We start from the raw sequence: 19,110 nt of genomic DNA, 5'->3' as shown, positions 1-19,110 counted from the left end.
CTGGCCGTCAAAATTTGTCACTTAACCCGTCATTCTGTCTAAGACATGCAAAGGGTCCATCAGGCTCATAATGTGACAGAAATTCCGGGGGGATGCCTTCCTCCGCGAAGGTGGCGCGCAACTGTTCCAGGGAAGCTGGGTCGCGCCGACCATAGGAAGCCAACGCGAACAGCGAGCGTGCCGTCTCGGGGTTGTGCCGCGCTTCAATGATGGCCTCGTCGATGGCCTGGACTGCACGCTGCCAGTGATTGATGGGTTCGGGCTTCGGCGCTTTCGTCGGCAGGCCACTGGTGAACCCGGTTTGCGGCTCGGACCAGAATAGCTTTGCCTGCTCGCCTGGCGGGCTTATGTCCCTCGCCTCAATCAAGCTGATTGCCGTTGCCGCCGCCTCCAGCATCTGCAACCGTACTGCCGGGTTCAGGGTTTCATACGGTCGCCACAGACTTTGCCCAGCACGCAGCGGATGCCCGCAGCCTTCCCAGACTTGGCGGAGATACCCTGCGCAGGTTCCGCACGCGGAAAGCGGGGTGTTCAGCTCATCGAGCAGCGTGCGTAGCAGCCGAAACCACAATCCGGCGTGGATGCTTCGGCGCGGCAGCTCCACGTGACCGGTTGTCAGTGCCTGCCAGGTACGCTGGTCCATCGCCGCAATCGCGTCGCTGGCGGTGCGCGGTTCGGCGTCGGCGTTCTCCCAGCCGATAAACCGCCCTGGCACGCCCCAATAGGATTCCAGCCAGCAGCCATGCAGCGGGCAACTCAGCATCAGGGGCAGCTTCCACGCGAGCAGTACGGCTTGGTTCTCCGGATCGTTCAGGCAGAGCGGACAGGCGCGGTTTATCGGCTGGCTGGGCAGCCAGGCACGCCAGCTCGTGATGGATCGCGTCTTACGGCGGAATCTCGGCAGCAGTACCGAGAGCTGGAACGCATAGGTTTCCAATGCGGCTGGAATCTGATCATCAAGGCCGTCCAGTAGCCAAGGCACCCAGCCAGCGAAACTCATGCAGCGCAGCCGATCCAGCTCGATACCGCTCCGCTGGGAGAGCATCGCCAGCAGCGCCAGTGGTGGCGCGGTGTCCAGGTCATCAACCTGGCCGTGACCAAGATCGTGCTCCAGCAGCTCGGACACTTCCATGTGATAGCAAAGGGCCACGCGGTTGAGCCATGAGGACAGCGCCTCGCCTTCTTTCGGGGCGGGATGCAGCGGCCAGCGCGGCGCAGGCTTCACATCAGTTCCCGCTCGAACTGTCGTCGCCGCTCGCTGGGGCCGGTGTAATCGGCCATGCTGAGCGTGCGGTGGTTGATCGCTTCCTCGCCGCTCTCCACGGCGACGATGGCCGCCGCCATCAGCAAGTGCGCCAGTTCGCCGATAGTGCCCTCGCTGCGTGTGAGCAGGTAGCGAGCCATGTCCAGCGTGGCAATCGACGAGGGTCGCCGCAATGGAAGCGAAGCGGCGAAGCTGGCCAGCAGTGAGAAGCAATCGTCGTTGGCCTCCCACACCGGCAGCATCATCGGCTCGAACCGATTTTCCAACTGGTCATCCGAGCGGATCGCCAAGTAGGCGTCGCGCGTGCCGACCCCAACCAGCGGGATGCGCAGCTCGTTGCCGAGAAAGCGCAGCAGGTTGAGGAATTCCCGGCGGTTGACGCTGTTGCCGGCCAGGACGTTGTGCAGCTCGTCGATCACCAGCATGCGCACACCGACCTTTCGCAGCAGTGCCAGCGCCAGTTGCTCCATTTCCGGCAGCCGTGGGCGCGGTCGCAATGGTGCACCCATCGCCGCGAGCAGCGCGACGTAGAAGCGGATCACCGACGGCTCGGACGGCATCTGCACGACCAATACCGGGATGTGCTCCTGGTCGGCGTCGGAGCTGGCCGGGTGGGCGCGGCGGAACTTCTCGACGATCATCGACTTGCCGTTGTTGGTTGGACCGACCAGCAGCAAGTTGGGCATGCGTTGCTTGTTCGGCCACGTATACAGGGCTTCCAGCCGGTTCAACGCCTCGACTGCTCGCGGATAGCCGATCCAGCGGTCGGCGCGCAGGCGATGGATGCGCTCGTCCGCCGGGAGACGGGCCAGGCCCTGGGCCGCCGGCAGCAGGTGGGACAGGTCGATGATGGGATATTCGTCCACGGCTACCACTCCTCAATCTGGTCGAACGGTTTGGCAGGTGGCTGGTTGTCCGCCTGCGCGTCTGCCATGTCCGTGTCCGCTGGTGGCGTGGCTTTGATAGGTTGTTCCGTTGACTTGAGATGCTGGCGTCGATCCGCGTCGCGCCGCGCCTTGCGCGTGGCTTTCTGCGCAGTGGTCACGATTTCGCGCATCTGCCCTATCATGCGGAACAGCGCCGACTCATCCACCTGTTCGCGCCCTTGTTGCCGCAATTTCGCCAGTGCCTGCCGTTGCTCCCAGAGGGTGACAGCCGGGTGCGACAAGGTACGGTAGGGGATTTCCAGATAGTGCGGCCCCTCCGGCTCCAGCACCCAAATGCGGCTAATGTCGCGTGGGTCGCGCCGGATCAGGAACGCAGGCAGGCGGTCGCGCCGAGCTATCCACGGCTTGAGCGCATCGGCGTAGTAGTGGATGTGGTCGATGACGAAGCCAGTGCGGGTCAGGGTGCGGCGGAGGACGGGCAGGAAATCGACCAGAAAGGCAGTGGCGCGGGTGACGACGGTCGGCACGCCGACGCGCGCCACGGCCTCGGCCCAGCGCGCCGCCGGTGGCTGAAGCAGACCGTTGTGCACCGAGCCGTGGTAGGTGCCGACCGCCAATGTGAGCCAGCGCTCCAGCTCGCGCAGCGTCAGGGCGGCCTTATTTTCGGAATCGTAGTCGCCGCGCTGGTCCGGGTTGGAGAAGGTTGTTCCCGGTAGATCGTCGTGGATCATCTGCATCGCCGTGCCGATGATTCGCTCCACGATGCCACCATAGTGCGGCTGCCCGAGCGGCCGATAGTCCAACCGGATGCCATGCTGCTCGCAGCCCCGGCGCAGGGCCTCGCTCTTGAACTCGGCCGCGTTGTCCAGGTAGAGCAGCATGGGCTTGCCGCTCATTGGCCAGTTCATTTCCACGGCCAAGCCCTCCAGCCAAGGGCGCTTGTCGCAGGCGACATGCGCGAGGCACAGGCCGACAGAAACAGCGGAAGGCGCTTCCAACGTGACCACCATGCCGACCACGCAGCGGGTGAACACGTCGATGGCAATGGTGAGGTACGGACGGCCAATCGGTTGCCGGTCGCGCTCGTCCACCACGATCAGGTCGATGACCGTGTGGTCGATCTGCACCTGTTCCAGTGGCGCGGCAACGGCGGGAGGCTCACCGCCGACACCTTGCAGGTTGCGGGCCGCATCCTTGCCTTCTCGGCGGCGAACGGCCTCACGCGGATCGAGGCCGGCGATTCGCAACGCCACGGTGTTGCGCGCCGGCACCCGCAGCTTTTGCGCTTTGCAAGCCTGCGCGACCTCACGGTAGAACGCCGCTAGGCTGCGCTTCTGCTTGGTCAGGAAGCGCTTTTGCAGCAGCTCGCGGATGATGCGTTCGACCGACTCCGGCAAGCGGCCTTTACCTTTGCCACCGCTCGACTGCCCAAGAGCCAAGTCAGTGACCAGTCCCGAACCTTGCCGGGCACGGCGGATCAGGACGTAGACCTGCCGCCGGGACAAACCCAGTGCCTGGGCTGCCGCGTCGGCCGCTTCATGCCCGACCGTCTCCGACTGCGCCAGCGGCCCAATGATCTCCGCACGACGACGCGCTCGCTCCCATGCCTGTTCTGGCAGGGTGGCTACGCCGTGCTCGGCAATCGGTACGGTATCGGTCGCCATGCTCACCTCGCTTTGGTGCACACGAGTATTAAGCATAGACGAGATTGGTGCAGCCGACTGCTGATATCGGTCTGTCAGGAGTGGGCTGCACAACAGCCGTTATGCCCATTCAATTGGTGCAGTCGTGTTCTGAAAATGACAGGCGCTGTCTGACCCTGAACTGAAACGCACCCAGGTGGAGCTGGAAGCGGCGCTGTCCAATTCCCGCGAGGCAAGGCAGGTGGTGTTCGACCTGTTTCAAGACCTCGACGGTTTCAGCCTCGATGACTACCAGCCCTTCTCGGATGTGTCCTCCAGCCTGGATCGGCTGGTGCGCTTTCTGTCGGCAGCAGTGGCAGACCACCAGCAGAAGCTGCTGAAGGTGGACGAAGAAACCTACGATCTTGTAACAACAGATGGCACGCGCCGTGCACGTTTCACACTGAACCGAGATACCGCCACCAGCAGGGACGATCTGGAGCTGATGGGCTTGGATCACCCCTTGGTACAGGAAGAACTGGGCCGCTGGCGCAGCGTGACGCCCGAAGACATCGGCATTGCGGTGGCTGGGGATGTTGACGAGCCGGTACTGCTGTCCTTGTGGATGGTGGAGGCGTCTGCCGACAACGGTGAGCGCTGTGTGGTGGTGCAGCCCATCGCAGTCAAGCAGGACGGGACACGGGTGCCGACTATTGAGCGGCAATGCGAACGGTATCTGCAAGCGCCGGCGATCTCGCCGAGTTTTACACCGGAGCAGCGCCTGGCACTGTTTGCCCACACCGTGGAGCCGACACTACAACGGGAGCTTAAGCACAAGGGAGCGGCAACTGGGGGCGGTAGCTACTCAGCAGAGCTGATTGGATATGTTGAAATCATTGTTCAGGCAAATTGATGCTGGAAGCCGAGGGCATCAGAAATCAGCGATGCATGGCTGCGACTCGGCAGGAAGTACAAGGGTACTGGTGACTTGGAAATAGTCATACGAGAAGTGATTGGCTTGGCGTTCTGAATGACCTCTATAAGGAGGTGACCGGTAATTAAGCCTGCTACCAAGCGCGGCAGCAATCGCTGCAGACCAGCCGCACACTTCAAAAATCAGAAAGTATTACTCCCCCGTCACATCGCAAGGCTAACCTTCAAGCCTGTCGGACCAAAGGAACAAGTTCCACACCCAACCGTAGTTGATCAAGGTAGTCAGCCCATAGCTGAACCATCTCAAATCTCTTCGCTAAATACTTCGTCCGGTTGTAGCTACGTCCATTAGCATCCTTCACCATATGCGCCAGATTCGCCTCAATTGCGAGCGGGTCTAAATCAAGTTGATCAACAAGCATCGTTCGAGCACTTGCACGGAAACCGTGCCAACTCTGTTCAGTCCCGAATCCAAGGCCATATAAAGCACTTCGCACAGAGTTATCAGACATCGGCCGCTCATGGTCACGCTGCCCAGGGAAAACATAAGAGCTCCGACCTGTTAGCTTCTGCAGGTCTCTCAGCAGCTCGACTGCTTGCGTCGGCATAGGCACCACATGCGGTTCTCCGTTGGCCTTTTCCTCAACTGTTCGCTTCATCTTGGCACTTGGAATCATCCATGTGCCTGCATCTAAGTCCAGCTCAGCCCATTCCATCATGCGCAAATTTCCGGGGCGCTGATAAAGCATTGGAGCCAACAACAGCGCTGTACGGACAATCGGACCACCCTTATATGCATACATAGCCCGAAGTAATTCACCAAAACGCTGCGGCTCAACAATTGCAGGGAATTTCTTGCCACGATAAGGTAGCAATCGACTTTTCAAGCCTTCCGTGATGTCCCTTTGATCATTTCCAGCGGTTGGAAGCCAGTAACGCCATATTTGACGAACAAGCATCAGACCTCGATCCGCCGTTTCGATAGCACCCCGTTCTTCCACTTTCTTCAGAACGGACAGGAGCTCCATTGGCTCAATGCTTTCCATTTGTCGATCACCGATCCATGGAAATAAATCTCGTTCAAGCTGGCGTTTGGTACGTTCAGCGTGGCTGGCACTCCATGTCCCTACTTGCTTGGCGTGCCACTCCAATGCCACAACTTTGAACACGCTTCCGTCAACTGCCAAGCCCTTGAGCTTTTCCATTTTTCGAGCCTGCACAGGATCGACACCTTCCGACTTCTTCAATTTGGCAATATCACGCGCCTTGCGAGCCGCCGTCAGAGAGACCGTCGGATAGCTGCCCAATGCAAGCTGCTTTTCCTTATTTTGGATTCGGTACTTGTAGAACCACCGCTTGGAGCCATTCGGACTCACCTGCAAGTAAAGCCCTCCGGAATCAGCAAATCTCGCTTGTTTGCGATCAGCGGGGCAACTGGCGTTTCGGCATTGCACATCGGTCAACATGGGTGTGAACTCAATTGGCTAGGGGGTACAACGCCCACCTGATACGTACCCCACGGGGGTACAAGTGACACGCTAGAAGGCCCATGTAGCAAGGCCTAGCGCCAATCAGGGGGTACAGATTGGCTAAAGTATATGCAAAAACAGGATTGCACCCCCACTCGTACCCCCATCATCCTCCGGCTACCTGCGAACGACAATGAACCACCACGAACTATAACTCGTTGATTTAACAAAGAAAAAAGGCGCTCACCGAACTTCAGTGAACGCCTTTGAACGTTATGGTGGTGGAGCTGGCGGGAATTGAACCCGCGTCCGCAAGCCTTCGCCGGGCAGATCTACATGTTTAGCGTTCTGTTTTGAGTCTCGCCTCCCGAGTCGCGCAGGCGCACGCTACCCGGGATGCCAGCTTCCTTGGATCTTGCCACGTACTAAGAAGCCCAGTACGCAGCCAGCTGATGTGAATTCCCTTGCAGCCGGGAGGTATTGCTACCCCCTTGCCCAGCCCATCAGCGTGCTGTTGCAAGGCTCACCGGATTTAAGCGGCGAGTGCGAAACGTTCGTCGTTTGCAGTTAGTTTTTTGAATGGAGATTTACGAGCGTCAATCAAGCTCGACATGCACCACACCGGTCCCGAACCCACGTCGAAACCAGGACAGCCCCAAGGCTCCTATCTTAGCCTCTTTCCAGCAGTTTCAAGAGCTCCAGCGGAGAATTGATTTGCGCATCCGCCTGCCAGTGCAGCGTATCGCCGGCTGCGCCAAGGTAGCCGTAGCAAGCCGCCACGGTCTTCATGCCTGCGGCCTTGCCTGCAACGATGTCGCGCTCGTCGTCACCGACATAGACAAAACTCTCGGGAGGAAGGCCGATACGCGCGGCAGCCTCCAGCAAGGGTGCAGGATGGGGCTTTGCATGGGGCGTGGTGTCGCCGCTGACGACGGCTGACGCAGTTGCGAACAGCGGCATCTGTTGCGTCAGCGGATCGGTAAAGCGCATGGACTTGTTCGTGACCACGCCCCAGGGCATGGACACAGCCTGGAGTCGTGCAATCAGTTCCTCGACACCCTCGAACGCATAGGTGCGCTCTGTCATGCATTGCTCGTAGTTGCGGAAGAACTCCTCGCGCATCTGCGCAAACTCGGGCGAGTCGGGCGTGAGCCCGAACCCCACCCCCAGCATGCCCCGCGCCCCCGCGCCCGCCATGGGTCGATATCGCTCATAGGGAATTGAAGGCATCCCCCGATCCGTACGCATCCTGTCTGCGGCTGCACCCAGGTCTGGTGCACTGTCGATCAAGGTGCCGTCCAGATCGAACAGCACGGCTCGGACTTCTTTCCACATGCGGCTTACCCTTCGGCCCGGCGCGTGGCCAGCATGTAGTTCACAGATGTGTCTGCACTGAGCCAGTAGCGCCCGGTGATGGGGTTGTGCTGCAGGCCCTTGCTGGCCTGCAGATCAAGGCCAGCCTGACGGGCGAACATGGCGAGTTCGCTGGGCTGGATCAGTTTCGCGTACTCATGCGTTCCCTTGGGAATCATCTTGAGCAGGTATTCTGCCGCGACGATGGCCAGACCGAAGGCCTTTGCACTGCGGTTGATCGTGGAGAAGAACACCCAGCCGCCAGGCTTGACCAGCTCAGCACAGGCCGATACCACGGAGGCGGGATCGGGCACATGCTCCAGCATCTCCATGCAGGTCACCACATCAAAGGAACCAGGCTGCTCCTGGGCCAGACGCTCCACACTCACTTCGTGGTAGTGAATGTTGGGCGTACCCGTCTCCAGTGCATGCAGCTGGGCCACGCGCAATGCCTTGGTGGCCAGATCGATGCCAACCACTTCGCGCGCACCCTTGCGCGCCATGGAGTCGGCAAGGATGCCGCCGCCACACCCGACATCCAGAATTCTGCGCCCCTTCAAGGGAACTTGCGCATCGATCCAGTCCAGCCGCAGCGGATTGATCTGATGCAGGGGTTTGAACTCACTTTCCGGGTCCCACCAGCGATGGGCCAGGCTGGAGAATTTCTCCAGCTCCGCCGGGTCGGCGTTGAGGTTGATTGCGTTGCTCATGGCGTCGATTGTCGGCGATTGCGGTGACCGTTCAGCCATAAAAAAAGCCCCGTTGCCGGGGCTTTTGCGAGAAGCAATCGAAAGATTACTGGGCGGCGCGGGTGCCGACCACTTCGATTTCCACGCGACGGTTCTTCGCGCGGCCTTCCTTGGTCTTGTTGTCGGCGATAGGCTGCTTTTCGCCCTTGCCTTCGGTGTAGACGCGATTCTTTTCGATGCCCTTGGACACCAGGTAAGCCTTCACGGCTTCAGCGCGGCGGACCGACAGCTTCTGATTGTAGGCGTCAGAGCCAACGGAGTCGGTGTGACCCACGGCGATGACCACTTCCAGGTTGATGCCCTTGACCTTGGAGGCCAGGTCGTCCAGCTTGGCCTTGCCTTCGGGCTTCAGAACCGACTTGTCGAAGTCGAAGAAAGCGTCGGCAGAGAAGGTCACCTTGGAAGCCACGGCCGGAGCGGGTGCCGGTGCGGGTGCGGGAGTTGCCGGAGCGGGCGTTGCGGCGGGAGCCACAGCGGCGGCCACAGGCTTCAGAGCGCCGTCGCAGTCAGCAGCTGCAGTGGCGGGCGTCCAGTTGGCATCGCGCCAGCACAGTTCGTTCGTGCCGTTCTTCCACACCAGTTCGCTGGTGCCGTTTTGCCAGTTGTCGATGGTCTTGCCACCGTCAGCAGCCTTCACTTGTGCGCCAGCGGCCGTTGCGAGGGCGGCAGAGGCAAACAACATCGCCACTTTGTTCAGTTTCTTCATGGTTCTCCTCTTGGGGAAAAAGCCGCAGCAGGGCTGCGAATCTGTGGACGTCATCAGTGACCATCACCAAAAACGTTGAATTGATTGTGCCATACGTCACATGCAGACGGACCGCCAAGCGGGGGCCAACAAGTAGGACAGCGGCGGAATTCCAGGGTTATGTTGCTCGGCTGCTACACGTCATTCGACCTAAAATGGGCCTTTTCCCGCCGTCAGAGTATCGCCACACATGACCCAGTTTGCTAAAGAAACCCTGCCCATCAGCCTCGAAGAGGAGATGCGTCGCAGCTATCTCGATTACGCAATGAGCGTGATCGTGGGCCGGGCGCTGCCCGATGCGCGAGATGGTCTCAAGCCTGTGCATCGGCGCGTGCTTTTTGCCATGCACGAGCTCAACAACGACTGGAACCGGCCGTACAAGAAGTCGGCGCGTATCGTCGGTGATGTGATCGGTAAATACCACCCGCACGGCGACAGTGCGGTGTACGACACCATCGTGCGCATGGCGCAGGATTTCTCGCTGCGCCACATGCTGGTGGACGGTCAGGGCAACTTCGGTTCGGTGGACGGGGACAGCGCGGCGGCGATGCGTTACACCGAAATCCGCCTGTCCAAGATTGCCCATGAAATGCTGGGCGATATCGACAAGGAAACGGTCGATTACGGCCCGAACTACGACGGCAGCGAGCGCGAGCCGCTGGTGCTGCCTGCGCGGCTGCCCAATCTGCTGGTCAACGGTTCCTCGGGCATTGCCGTGGGCATGGCCACCAATATTCCACCGCACAACCTCAACGAGGTGGTGGACGCCTGCCTGCACCTGCTGCAGACGCCCCAGGCCACCATCGACGAGCTGATGGAGATCATCCCCGCGCCCGACTTCCCGACGGCCGGCATCATCTATGGCATCAACGGTGTCAAGGAGGGCTATCGCACGGGTCGCGGACGCGTGGTGATGCGTGCCAAGTGCCACTTCGAGGACATCGACCGCGGCCAGCGCCAGGCCATCATCGTCGATGAGCTGCCCTACCAGGTCAACAAGAAGACGCTGCAGGAGCGCATGGCCGAGCTGGTGCACGAGAAGAAGATCGAGGGCATCAGCCACATCCAGGACGAGTCCGACAAGTCGGGCATGCGCCTGGTGATCGAGCTCAAGCGCGGCGAAGTGCCCGAGGTCGTGCTCAACAACCTGTACAAGCTGACCCAGCTGCAAGACACCTTCGGCATGAACATGGTGGCGCTGGTCGATGGCCAGCCCAAGCTGTGCAATCTGAAGGATCTGGTCGAGGTCTTCCTGCAGCACCGCCGCGAAGTGGTCACGCGCCGCACGGTCTATGAACTGCGCAAGGCGCGCGAGCGCGGCCATGTGCTGGAAGGCCTGGCGGTCGCGCTGGCCAACATCGACGACTTCATCGCCATCATCCGCAACGCGCCCACGCCACCTGTGGCCAAGGCCGAGCTGATGACGCGCAACTGGGACAGCAAGCTGGTGCGCGAGATGCTGACGCGCACCCGTACCGATGGCGGCGTGGTCAATGCCGACGACTACCGCCCCGATGGCCTGGAACGCGAATTCGGCATGCAGGCCGATGGCCTGTACCGCCTGTCCGAGACCCAGGCCCAGGAAATCCTGCAGATGCGCCTGCAGCGCCTGACCGGCCTGGAGCAGGACAAGATCGTCGCCGAGTACAAGGACGTGATGTCCATCATCGAGGACCTGCTGGACATCCTGTCCAAGCCCGAGCGCGTGTCGGCCATCATTGGCGACGAGCTCAAGCAGATCAAGGCCGAGTTCGGACAGAGCAAGGTCGGCGCCCGCCGCAGCACGGTCGAGTACAGCGCGCAGGACCTGTCCACCGAGGACCTGATCACGCCCACCGACATGGTGGTCACGCTCAGCCACACGGGCTACATCAAGAGCCAGCCGCTGTCCGAGTACCGCTCGCAAAAGCGCGGCGGGCGCGGCAAGCAGGCCACGGCCACCAAGGAAGACGACTGGATCGACCAGCTGTTCATCGCCAACACGCACGACTACCTGCTGTGCTTCTCCAACCGCGGCCGCCTGTACTGGCTCAAGGTCTGGGAAGTGCCGGCGGGCTCGCGCGGTTCGCGTGGCCGCCCCATCGTCAACATGTTCCCTCTGCAGGATGGCGAGAAGATCAACGTGGTGCTGCCGCTGACGGGCGAGTACCGCAGCTTCCCGGCCGACCACTATGTGTTCATGTCCACCAGCATGGGCACCGTGAAGAAGACGGCGCTGGACGAGTTCTCCAACCCGCGCAAGGCCGGCATCATCGCCGTGGGCCTGGACGAGGGCGACTTCCTGATCGGCGCAGCCCTCACCGACGGCAAGCATGACGTGATGCTGTTCAGCGACGGCGGCAAGGCCGTTCGATTCGACGAAAACGACGTGCGCCCCATGGGCCGCAATGCGCGTGGCGTCAAGGGCATGACCCTGGAAGAGGACCAGAGCGTGATCGCGATGCTGGTGGCCGAGGACGAATCGCAAAGCGTGCTCACGGCCACGGAAAACGGCTACGGCAAGCGCACCTCCATCGTCGAGTACACGCGCCATGGCCGAGGCACCAAGGGCATGATCGCCATCCAGCAGTCCGAGCGCAACGGCAAGGTGGTCGCCGCCACCCTGGTCCACGCCGATGACGAAATCATGCTGATCACCGACACTGGCGTGCTGGTGCGTACCCGGGTGTCGGAAATCCGCGAGCTGGGCCGAGCCACCCAGGGCGTGACGCTGATCTCGCTGGACGAAGGCGCCAAGCTGGGCGGCCTGCAGCGCATCGTCGAAAACGATGCCAACGAGGTCGAGGGCGAGGCCACAGGCGAGGAAGCCCCGGGCGGCGACGAAGCCGCTGCCGAAGGCACGGGCGAGCCCGCCTGATGACCCGGCCGCCGCTGGGGCTGCCTCCCACACCGGGAGCGCAGCCGTAGCGGCGGCCCAGATTTTTGACAGTTGCAGGCCCCGCCCGAACTGGCGCCTGCGCGTGACTTGACAGTGAACTCCATGAACCGCCCTTACAACTTCTCCGCCGGCCCTGCCGCCATTCCCGCCGAAGTGCTGCAGCAGGCAGCCGCCGAAATGCTCGACTGGCACGGGTCCGGCATGAGCGTGATGGAGATGAGCCACCGCGGCAAGGAGTTCATCTCCATCTACGAACAGGCCGAGGCCGATCTGCGCGAGCTGCTGGCCGTGCCGCCCGAATTCAAGATTCTGTTCATGCAGGGCGGCGGCCTGGCCGAGAACGCCATCGTTCCGCTGAACCTATCACGCGCCGGCACGGTGGACTTCGTGCTCAGCGGCAGCTGGAGCCAGAAGTCGGCCAAGGAAGCACGCAAGTACGTGGCCGATGCACACATCGCAGCCAGCGGCGAGGACAGCCAATTCACCACCCTGCCCGCCCCTGAAAGCTGGCAACTGAGCCGTGGCGCCAGCTACGTGCACATCTGCAGCAACGAAACCATCCATGGCGTGGAGTTCCAGGAACTGCCCGACCTGAAGGCGCTGGGCTGCGATGCTCCGCTGGTGGTGGATTTCTCCTCGCACGTGGCCTCGCGCCCCGTCGATTGGAGCCGCGTGGGCCTGGCGTTCGGCGGTGCGCAAAAGAACCTGGGCCCGGCCGGCCTGACCCTGGTCATCGTGCGTGAGGACCTGCTGGGCCACGCCCTGCCCGCCTGCCCTTCGGCTTTCGACTACAAGACCGTGGCCGACAACCAGTCGATGTACAACACGCCGCCCACCTGGGGCATCTACATCGCGGGCCTGACCTTCCAGTGGATCAAGCGCCAGACCGAAGGCGGCCTGACCGGCGTGGCGGCCCTGCAGGCGCGCAATATCGCCAAGGCCGACCTGTTCTACCAGTACGTGGACCAGTCCTCGTTCTACGTAAACAAGGTCGCTGCCAATTGCCGCTCGCGCATGAACATCCCTTTCTTCCTGCGCGACGAGTCGCGCAATGACGCCTTCCTGGCCGGAGCCCGGGAACGCGGCCTGCTGCAGCTCAAGGGCCACAAGTCCGTCGGCGGCATGCGTGCCAGCATCTACAACGCCATGCCCATCGCTGGCGTGCAGGCGCTGGTGGAGTACATGCGCGAATTCGAACAGCGCAACGCCTGACCGACCACACCCCCTTCCATGAGCACCCCACCCCAAGCCTCTCCCGATCTGGCGCATCTGCGCGTGCAGATCGACGATATCGACCAGCAACTGCTGGATCTGCTGAACCGACGCGCCCGCGTGGCCGAGCAGGTCGGCGAGGTCAAGAAGCGGGAAGGCACGCCCTTCTTCCGCCCTGACCGCGTGGCCCAGGTCATCCAGAAGATCGAGTCCGCCAACCCCGGCCCGCTCAAGAACGCCCATGTCTCGGCCATCTGGCGCGAGATCATGTCGGCCTGCCTGGCGCTGGAGTCACCCCAGCGCGTGGCCGTGCTGGGCCCGGCGGGCACGTTCTGCGAGGAAGCGGCCATCCAGTACTTCGGCGGCGCGGCCGACCTGATGTACTGCAACAGCTTCGACGAGGTCTTCCACGCCACGGCCGCGGGCAGCGCGCAGTACGGAGTGGTGGGCGTGGAGAACTCCAACGAAGGCGTGGTCACGCGCTCGCTGGACATGTTCCTGCATACGCCCTGCCACGTGGTGGGAGAGGTCAGCCTGCTGGTGCGCCACAACCTGCTGCGCAGCACCAACACGACCGAAGGCATCAAGGTGGTTGCGGCTCACCCCCAGGCCCTGGCCCAATGTCAGGGCTGGCTGTCCAAGCATCTGCCACATGCCGAACGCCGCCCGGTGTCCAGCAACGCCGAAGGCGCCCGCCTGGCGGCGCTGCACCCCGACATCGCCGGCCTGGCCAGCGAACGCGCGGCCCAGCAATTCGGCCTGCACGTGGTGGCGCATGCCATTCAGGACGATGCCTACAACCGCACGCGCTTCGCCGTCATCTGCCTGCCGCACACGCTGGCGACGCCCGCACCCAGCGGGCAGGATTGCACCAGCATCATCATCTCCGTGCCCAACCGTCCCGGCGCCGTGCATGACCTGCTGGTACCGCTCAAGCGGCACGGCGTCTCCATGACGCGCTTCGAATCGCGCCCCGCACGCACCGGCCAGTGGGAGTACTACTTCTACATCGACCTCGAAGGCCACCCGGCCCAGCCCAACGTGGCCAGCGCGCTGCAGGAGCTGCGCGAGCTGTGCGCCTTCTACAAGGTGCTGGGCACCTATCCGGTCTCCAAGTGATGCAGCCGTTCGAACAACTGGGGTTGATCGGCTGCGGCCTCATGGGCGGCTCGTTCGCGCTGGCGCTCAAGCAGGCCGGGCTGGTCAAGCGTGTCGTGGGCTACAGCAAATCCCCGTCCACCACCGAGCGCGCACGCCAGATGGGCGTCATCGATGTGGAGGCACCCTCGGCCCTGCTGGCCGCCGCCGGCGCAGACCTGGTGCTGCTGGCGGTGCCCGTGGCGGCCACCGAGGCCACGCTCAAGTCCATCAAGCACCTGGTCACGCCCGGGATGATGATCATGGACGTGGGCTCCACCAAGGTCGATGTGGTGCATGCCGCCCGCTCGGCATTGCGCGACCAGCTCGGCTCCTTCGTGCCGGCCCACCCCATTGCGGGCAAGGAAGTCTCGGGCGTCGAGCATTCCGACCCCCAGCTGTACAAGGGCGCACAGGTCATCCTGACGCCCACGGAACGCACACTGACCGAGCACCTGCAAAAGGCCCAGTCCCTGTGGGAGCTGCTGGGCTGCCGCGTGCGCGCCATGTCGCCAGAAGCCCACGACAGCGCCTTTGCCACGGTCAGCCACCTGCCGCATCTGCTGGCCTTCGCCATGATGCAAAGCGTGATCACCCAGCCCGATTCCGATGAGGTGCTGTCCCTGGCCGGCCCCGGCTTCCGTGACTTCACGCGCATTGCAGCAGGCGACCCCAAGATGTGGCGCGATGTGCTGCTGGCCAACAGCGAACAGGTGCTGGCGCAGTCGCGCCAGTTCCAGCAGGCGCTGCAGCAACTCGAATGCCTGATCCAGGCCGGCGACGGCCAAGGCCTGGAAGACCACCTGACCCTGGCCAGCGCGGCGCGTGCCCACTGGCGCATGGGCGTACCGCGCCGCTGACGCGCAACGCCGGCCGCGCTCCAAGCGCCCCCGAGCGCATCTGTGGATTGCGGCCAGCGCGGCCGCAATGCCTTCCGACAGCCTGTTTGCCTCCGAATTGCCATGTTCAGTACCGCCTTCCTCGATATCCCCCCTCTTTCCCGCGCTCAGGGCACGGTGAGCCTGCCAGGCTCCAAGAGCATCTCGAACCGCGTGCTGCTGCTGGCAGCGCTGAGCCAGGGCACGACCGTGGTCCACGACCTGCTTGACTCGGACGACACGCGCGTCATGCTCCGGGCCCTGCAGCAACTGGGCTGCACGGTGGAGCCCACCGCCATCACCCTCGGCCAGCCTGTGCGCATCACCGGCCTGGGCGGCGCCCTGCCCTCCGGCGCCAGTGCCGAGCTGTTCATGGGCAACGCCGGCACGGCCATGCGGCCGCTGACGGCTGCCCTGTCCGTGCTGGGCGGCGACTTCCAACTCAGCGGCGTGCCGCGCATGCATGAGCGCCCCATCGGCGATCTGGTCGATGCGCTGCGCCAGCTCGGCTGCCGCATCGACTATCTGGGCAACGAGGGCTTTCCTCCGCTGCACATCCGCCAGCCCGATTTCTCGCAGCTGCCGCACAGCCCCATCCAGGTGCGTGGCGATGTCTCCAGCCAGTTCCTGACCTCGCTGCTGATGGCACTGCCGCTGCTGGCCACCACGCGCGACATCACCATCGAAGTCGTGGGCGAGCTGATCTCCAAGCCCTACATCCATATCACGCTGGAGTTGCTGGCCCGCTTCGGCATCGCCGTGCACAACGAGAACTGGCAGCGCTTCACCATCCCGGCCGGCAGTCGCTACCGCTCGCCGGGCGAGATCCATGTCGAGGCAGACGCCTCGTCGGCCAGCTACTTCATCGCACTGGGCGCCATCGCCTCGGACAGCGCCGAAGGCATCCGCATCCTCGGCGTGGGACTGGATTCCATCCAGGGCGATATCCGCTTTGTCGAAGCCGCGCGCGCCATGGGCGCCGAGGTGGAGGGAGGCCCGAACTGGCTGCGCATCCGCCGCGGCGCCTGGCCGCTCAAGGCCATCGACCTGGACTGCAACCACATCCCCGATGCCGCCATGACGCTGGCCGTCATGGCCCTGCATGCCGATGGCACGACCACGCTGCGCAACATCGCAAGCTGGCGCGTCAAGGAGACCGACCGCATCGCGGCCATGACCAAGGAGCTGCGCAAGCTGGGCGCCGAAGTCGAGGAAGGCGTGGACTTCATCCGCGTCACACCACCCGCATCCACCGCCGCATGGCGCGCGGCCAGCATCCACACCTACGACGATCACCGCGTGGCCATGTGCTTCTCGCTGGCGGCCTTCAACCCGGCCGCCCTGCCGGTGCGCATCGAAGACCCCAAGTGCGTCGCCAAGACCTTCCCCGACTACTTCGAGGCCCTGTTCTCGGTCTGCGAGACCGCCCGTGCCCGCATCCCCGTGATCTGCATCGATGGCCCCACCGCCTCCGGCAAAGGAACCATCGCCGCCGAGGTGGCCGAGGCCCTGGGCTACCACCTGCTGGACTCGGGCGCGCTGTACCGCCTCACAGGACTGGCCGCGTCGCGGGCCGGCATGGTGCTGGACGAATCCCACGCCCCGCAGATTGCCGCGCTGGCGCGCGCGCTGCCCGTGCGCTTTGATGCCGAGCAGCGCATCTGGCTGGGCGACGAGGATGTCACCCTGATCCTGCGCAGCGAGGAGTCGGGCATGAACGCCTCGCGCGTCTCGGCCCTGCCGGCCGTGCGCGATGCACTGGTGGACCTGCAGCTGTCCTTCCAGCAGCTGCCGGGGCTGGTCGCCGACGGCCGCGACATGGGCACGGTGATCTTTCCCCATGCTCCCCTCAAGGTCTATTTGTCGGCCTCCGCCGCCTGTCGCGCCGAGCGCCGGCATAAGCAGTTGATTTCCAAAGGAATTGCCGCTAACATAAGCGCCCTTCGGGCAGACCTTGAAGCACGCGATGCGCGGGACATGAACCGCAGCGTTGCACCCCTCAAGCCCGCCCAGGATTCCATGCTGCTTGACAGCTCCGAGCTTTCCATCGAAGAGGTGGCAGAGCAGGTGCTTTCATGGTGGCAGGAACGCCAGCCGTTCGGCCGCGACTGATTGCCAGTTGCGCCGCACGGTCGGCAACCCGCCCTCAGGGCCCAGACATGGCGGCACCGCCCCGTGTACGGCCCGAGGTTCATAGACTCCAACCCCGTGGTTGAACCCACAACACCTCCGCAAACAGTCCTAGAAACGCTTGGCAATGGTGCCAACGGAAACCTGTTTGCGGGCAAGGAAATACATGTCTGAATCTTTTGCCTCCCTGTTTGAAGAATCGCTGCAACGCACGGAAATGCGTCCTGGCGAGGTCATCACCGCTGAAGTCGTGCGCGTCGAGCACAACTTCGTCGTCGTGAACGCTGGCCTGAAGTCGGAAGCCTATGTGCCGATCGACGAATTCAAGAACGACCAGGGAGAAATCGAAGTCCAGGTGGGCGACTTTGTGTCGGTCGCCATCGGCTCGATCGAAAACGGCTACGGCGACACCATCCTGTCGCGCGACACCGCCAAGCGCCTGGCCTCGTGGCTGGCTCTGGAAAAGGCCCTGGAATCGGGCGAATTCGTGACCGGCACGACCTCCGGCAAGGTCAAGGGCGGCCTGACGGTGCTGGTCAACGGCATCCGCGCCTTCCTGCCCGGTTCGCTGATCGACACCCGTCCGATCAAGGACCTGACTCCGTACGAAAACAAGACGATGGAGTTCAAGGTCATCAAGCTGGACCGCAAGCGCAACAACGTGGTGCTGAGCCGCCGCGCCGTGGTCGAAGCCTCGATGGGCGAAGAGCGCGCCAAGCTGATGGAGACGCTGAAGGAAGGCGCCATCGTTCAAGGCGTGGTCAAGAACATCACCGAATACGGTGCGTTCGTGGACCTGGGCGGCATCGACGGCCTGCTGCACATCACCGACATGGCATGGCGCCGCGTGCGTCATCCCTCGGAAGTCGTGCAGGCTGGCCAGGAAATCACGGCCAAGATCCTCAAGTTCGACACCGAGAAGAACCGTGTCTCGCTGGGTCTGAAGCAAATGGGCGACGACCCGTGGATGGGCGTTTCGCGCCGCTACCCCTCGAGCACCCGCCTGTTCGGCAAGGTCACGAACATTGCCGACTACGGCGCGTTCGTCGAGCTGGAACCCGGCATCGAAGGCCTGGTGCACGTCTCCGAAATGGACTGGACCAACAAGAACATTGCTCCGACCAAGCTCGTGACCCTGGGTGACGAAGTCGAAGTCATGGTGCTGGAGATCGACGAAGACAAGCGTCGCATCTCGCTGGGCATGAAGCAGTGCAAGGCCAACCCCTGGCAAGAGTTCGCGCAGAACACCAAGCGCGGCGACCGCGTCAAGGGCCCGATCAAGTCGATCACCGACTTCGGCGTGTTCGTGGGCCTGGCTGCCGGTATCGACGGCCTGGTGCACCTGTCCGACCTGTCCTGGAACGAGCCCGGCGAAGCTGCCGTGCGCAACTACAAGAAGGGCCAGGAAGTCGAAGCCATCGTGCTGGCCGTGGACGTCGAGCGCGAGCGCATCTCCCTGGGCATCAAGCAGCTGGACAGCGATCCCTTCACGACCTTCGTGACCGTGAACGACAAGGGCCAGATCGTGTCGGGCAAGGTCAAGACGGTGGACGCACGCGGTGCTGAAATCGACCTGGGCGAAGACATCGTCGGCTACCTGCGCGCTTCGGAAATCGCCGTGGACCGCGTGGAAGATGCCCGCTCGGTGCTGAAGGAAGGCGACGAGATCACCGCCGTGGTGGTCAATGTGGATCGCAAGACCCGCAACATCCAGCTGTCGATCAAGGCCAAGGACCAGGTTGACCAGCAAGAAGCCATGGCTTCCCTGTCCGCCCAGTCGGCCAAGGAAAACGCCGGCACGACCAGCCTGGGCGCCCTGCTGCGCGCCAAGCTGGACAACTCCGACAAGTAAT

Annotated in this window: 14 protein-coding genes and 1 other RNA gene; 7 read left to right on the top strand and 8 right to left on the bottom strand. The window is 62.9% G+C overall.

Annotated elements, in window-relative coordinates:
- Window positions 1-7: 7 nt before the first annotated feature.
- Genes DTS01S_RS10695 through DTS01S_RS10685 form a run of 3 tightly spaced genes read right to left on the bottom strand, consistent with a single transcriptional unit; the run spans window position 8 to window position 3,851 of the window.
- Window positions 8-1,225, bottom strand: coding sequence for a TniQ family protein (locus tag DTS01S_RS10695; RefSeq protein ID WP_061287697.1), 1,218 nt, complete (start codon window positions 1,223-1,225; stop codon window positions 8-10).
- A complete protein-coding gene (locus DTS01S_RS10690) occupies window positions 1,222-2,130 on the bottom strand; it encodes a TniB family NTP-binding protein (protein ID WP_061287696.1) in 909 nt (302 codons plus the stop codon). The genes DTS01S_RS10695 and DTS01S_RS10690 overlap by 4 nt, the downstream gene beginning before the upstream one ends.
- A gap of 2 nt (window positions 2,131-2,132) precedes the next feature.
- Complete coding sequence (locus DTS01S_RS10685) at window positions 2,133-3,851, bottom strand: Mu transposase C-terminal domain-containing protein (RefSeq protein WP_061287695.1); 1,719 nt, start codon at window positions 3,849-3,851, stop codon at window positions 2,133-2,135.
- Window positions 3,852-3,990: 139 nt separating this feature from the next.
- On the opposite strand from DTS01S_RS10685, the gene DTS01S_RS10680 reads away from it, so the two are divergent.
- Window positions 3,991-4,686, top strand: coding sequence for a hypothetical protein (locus DTS01S_RS10680; protein ID WP_239009703.1), 696 nt, complete (start codon window positions 3,991-3,993; stop codon window positions 4,684-4,686).
- Between the two features lie 244 nt (window positions 4,687-4,930).
- Here DTS01S_RS10680 and DTS01S_RS29505 read toward each other — a convergent pair whose 3' ends face one another.
- From DTS01S_RS29505 to ompA, 5 genes are all read right to left on the bottom strand, one after another.
- Complete coding sequence (locus DTS01S_RS29505) at window positions 4,931-6,172, bottom strand: tyrosine-type recombinase/integrase (protein WP_074931536.1); 1,242 nt, start codon at window positions 6,170-6,172, stop codon at window positions 4,931-4,933.
- Window positions 6,173-6,454: 282 nt separating this feature from the next.
- Window positions 6,455-6,832, bottom strand: a transfer-messenger RNA (tmRNA) gene (gene ssrA / locus DTS01S_RS10675).
- Window positions 6,833-6,844: 12 nt separating this feature from the next.
- Window positions 6,845-7,510, bottom strand: coding sequence for an HAD-IA family hydrolase (locus DTS01S_RS10670; protein ID WP_016449508.1), 666 nt, complete (start codon window positions 7,508-7,510; stop codon window positions 6,845-6,847).
- A 5-nt stretch (window positions 7,511-7,515) separates the two neighbouring features.
- Window positions 7,516-8,238 carry a bifunctional 2-polyprenyl-6-hydroxyphenol methylase/3-demethylubiquinol 3-O-methyltransferase UbiG gene (ubiG, locus tag DTS01S_RS10665; RefSeq protein WP_017406940.1) on the bottom strand — a complete coding sequence of 241 codons (723 nt, stop codon included), beginning with the start codon at window positions 8,236-8,238 and terminating at the stop codon, window positions 7,516-7,518.
- A gap of 85 nt (window positions 8,239-8,323) precedes the next feature.
- The gene (ompA, locus tag DTS01S_RS10660; RefSeq protein ID WP_016449510.1) at window positions 8,324-8,983 is read right to left on the bottom strand and encodes an outer membrane protein OmpA; all 660 of its coding nucleotides are present in this window, start codon (window positions 8,981-8,983) and stop codon (window positions 8,324-8,326) included.
- 229 nt (window positions 8,984-9,212) lie between these two features.
- Between ompA and gyrA the strand changes: the two genes are divergently transcribed.
- The 6 genes from gyrA to rpsA all read left to right on the top strand — a co-directional run bounded on the left by gyrA (window position 9,213) and on the right by rpsA (window position 19,109).
- Entirely contained in the window at window positions 9,213-11,879 is a 2,667-nt protein-coding gene (gene gyrA / locus DTS01S_RS10655; protein ID WP_061287694.1) for a DNA gyrase subunit A, read from the top strand.
- Between the two features lie 123 nt (window positions 11,880-12,002).
- Window positions 12,003-13,112 (top strand): 3-phosphoserine/phosphohydroxythreonine transaminase, encoded by a 1,110-nt coding sequence (serC, locus tag DTS01S_RS10650; protein WP_016454363.1) that lies wholly within the window; start codon window positions 12,003-12,005, stop codon window positions 13,110-13,112.
- 18 nt (window positions 13,113-13,130) lie between these two features.
- Window positions 13,131-14,231: a prephenate dehydratase gene (pheA, locus tag DTS01S_RS10645; protein ID WP_016454364.1), complete on the top strand. Its 1,101-nt coding sequence runs from the start codon at window positions 13,131-13,133 to the stop codon at window positions 14,229-14,231.
- On the top strand, window positions 14,231-15,109 hold the full coding sequence (locus DTS01S_RS10640; protein WP_016449514.1) for a prephenate dehydrogenase: 879 nt from the start codon (window positions 14,231-14,233) through the stop codon (window positions 15,107-15,109). Before pheA ends, DTS01S_RS10640 begins: the two co-directional genes overlap by 1 nt.
- A gap of 102 nt (window positions 15,110-15,211) precedes the next feature.
- Complete coding sequence (locus DTS01S_RS10635; RefSeq protein ID WP_026062204.1) at window positions 15,212-17,239, top strand: bifunctional 3-phosphoshikimate 1-carboxyvinyltransferase/cytidylate kinase; 2,028 nt, start codon at window positions 15,212-15,214, stop codon at window positions 17,237-17,239.
- Between the two features lie 145 nt (window positions 17,240-17,384).
- Window positions 17,385-19,109, top strand: a complete 1,725-nt coding sequence (gene rpsA, locus DTS01S_RS10630) for a 30S ribosomal protein S1 (RefSeq protein WP_255247313.1) — start codon at window positions 17,385-17,387, stop codon at window positions 19,107-19,109.
- The last annotated feature ends 1 nt before the right edge of the window (window position 19,110 follow it).

The sequence above is a fragment of the Delftia tsuruhatensis NBRC 16741 genome (genome assembly GCF_001571325.1).
Lineage (GTDB): Bacteria > Pseudomonadota > Gammaproteobacteria > Burkholderiales > Burkholderiaceae_C > Comamonas > Comamonas tsuruhatensis.
Note: the sequence above shows the minus strand (reverse complement) of the source record. Positions and strands in the feature narration are given on the sequence as shown.